Below are 4569 nucleotides of genomic sequence, written 5' to 3' on the forward strand. Positions count from 1 at the left end.
TGACGTAAGATGATTACATTAAATACATTAAGTGGAATTTACAAACCAAACGATCCAATACTTATTGAAGACTTAAAGAACAGATTTGATTACAGCGAAGTATCGGTAAGAAAATCCATGTCACTTCTTGCAAAAGTAGGTGGTATTAAACGATTTTCTAGAGGTCTATATTATATTCCGAGTGAAACGATTTTCGGTGAATCTAAGTTAAAACCTTCGAAAGTTATTAATGTTAAGTATTTGGAACGAGATTCAAATGTTATCGGAATATATACTGGTCTGAAGTTGCTGAATAAATTACGATTGACAACGCAAGTTCCTAATGTAGTTGAAGTAATGACCAATGTTGAAAAAAATAGAAAACGTGAAGTTATATTGGGTAAACAAAAAGTAATTCTTCGTAGTTCAAGGGTAAAGATTGACAATAGAAATGTTAGGACGGTTGAAATTCTTGAAGCTTTACGTTTATTAAAATCAATTGATGCTAATCAAATAAAAAGAATTAGGGAATATATACAAAATGATAATATTTCAAGACGTGAACTAGATGAAGTGTTAATCAATTATCCCAAAAGTGTATTCAAAAAACTTGTGGAAAGCGGGCTGATAAATGAATTTACATCTTGATAAAATTATGTTTGATGATATTGTTACTGAAGTTTCAGAAGGACTAAACATACATCGATCGATTATTATAAAGGATTATTTTGTAACATTGATTTTACTAACACTTAAGGAGTTCTATCCGGAGTTCATTTTCAAAGGAGGTACGTCTCTTTCGAAGTGTTATGATGCAATAAATCGTTTTTCCGAAGATATTGATTTATCCTATCATGTCACAGGTGATGAAAACATAACTCAAAGAAGAATTAAGAGTGCCAATAAGGGCATTAAAGAAGCTATTAATGCTTTGGGTTTTGACCATGAAAATGAAGAAGATTTTAAGTCGGGTAGAAAATTTCAACGTTTCGATATTGGATTCGGGTTTTACGAGGATACTAGTCTAGTTCGTGACCACATTATTATCGAGAACTCGGTATTGACGATATCTTTTCCAGTTGTAGAATTGTGTATAGAATCTCTAATAGGGAAATATCTGAATGATTATGGAAAAGAAGCAATTAGTGAGCTATATGGGCTTTACAGTTTTGGGGTTCTTGTTCAAGATATAAGACGTACATTCATTGATAAAATTTATGCAATATGCGATTATTATCTAGAAGATAAAGCAGAAGAACATTCAAGGCATATCTATGATGTACATATGTTGTATAGTAAGATCGGAGATTTAGAGAATCTTAAGGAACTTATTCCACAAGTTCGTAAAGAAAGGGAAGGAAATATCAAGAGTTTATCAATCATTGGAAATCATAAAATTAAGGATATACTAGATAGAATTATTCAGGAAGATTTTTATAAGAGGGACTATAGAATTATCACAAAGAATCTGCTTTATGATAATACGTCATATGAGGAAGCAATTAATACACTTAAGAAAATTAGCTTAATAAATATCTTCTAATACGATATCAATGATACTGGATATATGTCTTGGCTAATAGAATATAGAATTGAAACCATGATTTACCAGTGTTAAATTTATCTGCGACCTGGCGTCCTCACATGTGGAGTGCGTAGTGAAGCTCGAAAAGAGATAGAGGTAAGTAAATAGAGTTATTAGAAGCCACTAGGTGTTGTGATGACATTTGGTGGTTTTTTGTATAAATAAATCACAAGAAAAAACGAACGCTTGTTCTTTAAAAGTGAATGAGATATAATAAAGAAGATAGATAATCACCTAAATTTTATAGTTTTAAATGTATGTCAGCAGAATATAAGACTAGTAAAGTTTTACATAATGCAATTATTTGCAAACAAAGTGAGGGATAACGCGATGAAAAATAGGAGTGAGGTAACAATACATTCATCGGCTGCAGAATATTTAACCTATATTGCAGCGGTTGGAGACAGCGATGAAAGCTTGGAAATGCGTTATGAAAATGAAAATATTTGGCTGACCCAAAAGATGATGGCAGCATTATATGACGTCTCAGTACCAGCGATTAATCAACATTTGAAAACAATTTTCACTGACTTAGAACTTGATGAGAATGCAGTTATTAAGAAATACTTAATAACTGCCGCAGATGGAAAACAGTACAATACGAAACACTATAATCTACAGGCAATTATTGCTGTAGGTTTTAAAATAAACAACGACCGTGCTGTTCGTTTCCGGAAATGGGCGGGTCAAATCGTCAAGGATTACACAATTCAAGGATGGACGATGGATAAAGATCGGCTGAAAAAAGGCCATATGTTTACAGATGAGTATTTTGAGCGTCAACTGCAAAGCATACGAGAAATACGACTCTCCGAACGCAAGTTTTATCAAAAAATTACAGATCTGTATGCGACATCTTTTGATTATGATAAGAATTCAAAGACTACAAGGCTATTTTTCCAAACAGTACAAAACAAAATGCATTGGGCGGTTCACAGGCATACTGCTGCTGAATTGATTGTAGAACGAGCGAATGCAGAAAAAGAACACATGGGATTGACGACTTGGGAAACTGCACCGGACGGAAAAATTGTTAAATCCGATGTTGCAATCGCAAAGAATTATTTAAATGACAATGAAATATCCTACTTGGAGAGAATTGTTTCGCTATACCTTGATTATGCAGAATTACAGGTAGAGCGAAGAATCCCTATGAGCATGGAGGATTGGGCAAAGCGTCTTGATGGTTTTTTAGAGTTCAATGGTAATGATTTATTGTTTGGGGCTGGTAAAATTAGTGCTGAAGAAGCGAAACTTCATGCAGAAACCGAGTTTGAAAAATATCGTATTGTTCAGGACAGGCTTTATGAAAGTGATTTTGATAGATTTTCAGCCCTAGAGTTTGAAAAAGACGATTAGAAAAAAATGAATGAAAAAGATTGTTTTCACCAAGGAATAATTAGGTTCCAATGACATCATTTTTGTCTACTCATGGCATGTTGAGACGGTCTATCTGCTGAATAAAAAATAGAAAAAACCCTTGAGACCGACCAGGTAAGGCGGTTTTCAAGGGTTTACGTTTGTAAACAAAATGATTCACACAAACGATTAAAACGATTAAATACGTTAAAAAGGCAAACGGCAAAAGCGAACACTTGTTCTTTGTTTGCGTATGCGATATAATAAATAACAGAGCAAGAAATTTCTACGACAATGTAGGAGGATTAGGGATGTCGAAAAAGTCGATTAAAGAAACCATCCATGCTAAAGGAATAGACATTTCAATTTACAGTGAAGATTTTCATAATGAATACATTTCGCTTACAGATATAGCTAGATATAAAAGCAACGAGCCGAATGATGTTATTAAGAATTGGATGCGTAACCGTGATACTATTGAGTTTTTAGGATTATGGGAAAGCTTACATAATCAAGATTTCAAACCCGTCGAATTCGACGGGTTTAGAAAAGAAGCGGGACTGAATGCATTTACAATGTCACCCACAAAATGGATAACAGCTGTAAATGCAAAAGGCATAATTTCTAAATCGGGACGATATGGTGGTACATTTGCCCATTCTGACATAGCGCTTGAATTTGCATCTTGGATTTCAGCAGAATTTAAACTCTACATAATAAAAGATTATAAGAGACTGAAAACTGATGAAAGCAGCAGATTTTCACTAGGTTGGAATTTGAACCGTGAAATCTCAAAGTTGAACGATAGAATTCATACAGATGCAATAAAAGAAAATTTGTTGCCACCCGAATTGACAGCATATCAAATTTCTATGACCTATGCTAGCGAAGAAGATCTGCTTAATGTAGCGCTATTTGGAATAACTGCAAAACAGTGGCGTGAAGAAAATACTAAAATGAAAGGAAATATAAGGGACTATGCTACTTTGAATCAATTGCTGGTTTTGGCAAATATGGAGAGCTATAATGCAATTTTGATTGAACAAAATAAGTCACAAGCTGAAAGAGTGCAATTGTTGCATCAATTGGCAAGAAGTCAGTTAAAGGCAATAGAAGAGATTGGGACAAGCGAAATCAAGAAATTGGAAAAGAAATGAGGCTGGGCCAATCACTTGCTTACCGCCAAGGAAATGTCAGGCCCGGAAACCATCATTATGATCTACTTAAGGCAAGTAGAGACGATTTGCCTTTTAAAGCATTGTAAATAAAGGATTTAGGCTAATTTTGGTATGTATCAGGTGTAAGAACAAATGTTAGCACATAAATTGGATTTTAGTAATAGAAAAGCAATCACATAAACATTCCAGGCATTCGACCGCTTTCACTCGCTTTCGAATGCCTGTTTTTATTAGATTTTCTTTAATTTATAATTCAAAAGAATGACTTGACTACTATTCAGTTAGTAGCTTTGTTAAAATATTGCAAGGAACCTAAGTCTAGAAAAGAAATTGCAAAATTTTTGGGTATAACGACAATTTATGGGATGATACAAAATTATATAAATCCATTAATAGAAAATGGTATGCTGAAAATGACAAAACCTGATGTACCAAAATCTAAGAATCAGAAGTACGTTAGTATTAATA

General features: G+C 33.6%; 5 protein-coding genes. All 5 read left to right on the forward strand.

The features are described 5' to 3' along the window. The first annotated feature begins 9 nt into the window (after window positions 1–9). Window positions 10–627 (forward strand): DUF6088 family protein, encoded by a 618-nt coding sequence (locus tag P0N36_RS14580; RefSeq protein ID WP_275843599.1) that lies wholly within the window; start codon window positions 10–12, stop codon window positions 625–627. Continuing rightward, entirely contained in the window at window positions 611–1522 is a 912-nt protein-coding gene (locus P0N36_RS14585) for a nucleotidyl transferase AbiEii/AbiGii toxin family protein (RefSeq protein ID WP_275843600.1), read from the forward strand. The genes P0N36_RS14580 and P0N36_RS14585 overlap by 17 nt, the downstream gene beginning before the upstream one ends. 372 nt (window positions 1523–1894) lie before the next feature. Continuing rightward, window positions 1895–2923: a virulence RhuM family protein gene (locus tag P0N36_RS14590; RefSeq protein WP_275843602.1), complete on the forward strand. Its 1029-nt coding sequence runs from the start codon at window positions 1895–1897 to the stop codon at window positions 2921–2923. 311 nt (window positions 2924–3234) lie between these two features. Further along, on the forward strand, window positions 3235–4080 hold the full coding sequence (locus P0N36_RS14595) for a KilA-N domain-containing protein (RefSeq protein WP_275843603.1): 846 nt from the start codon (window positions 3235–3237) through the stop codon (window positions 4078–4080). A 287-nt stretch (window positions 4081–4367) separates the two neighbouring features. Beyond that, window positions 4368–4569, forward strand: a 202-nt coding sequence (locus P0N36_RS14600) for a Fic family protein (protein WP_442957196.1), incomplete at its 3' end; no start/stop codon positions are given.

Origin of the sequence: Petrocella sp. FN5 (assembly GCF_029210395.1) — a bacterium.
GTDB lineage: Bacteria > Bacillota > Clostridia > Lachnospirales > Vallitaleaceae > Petrocella.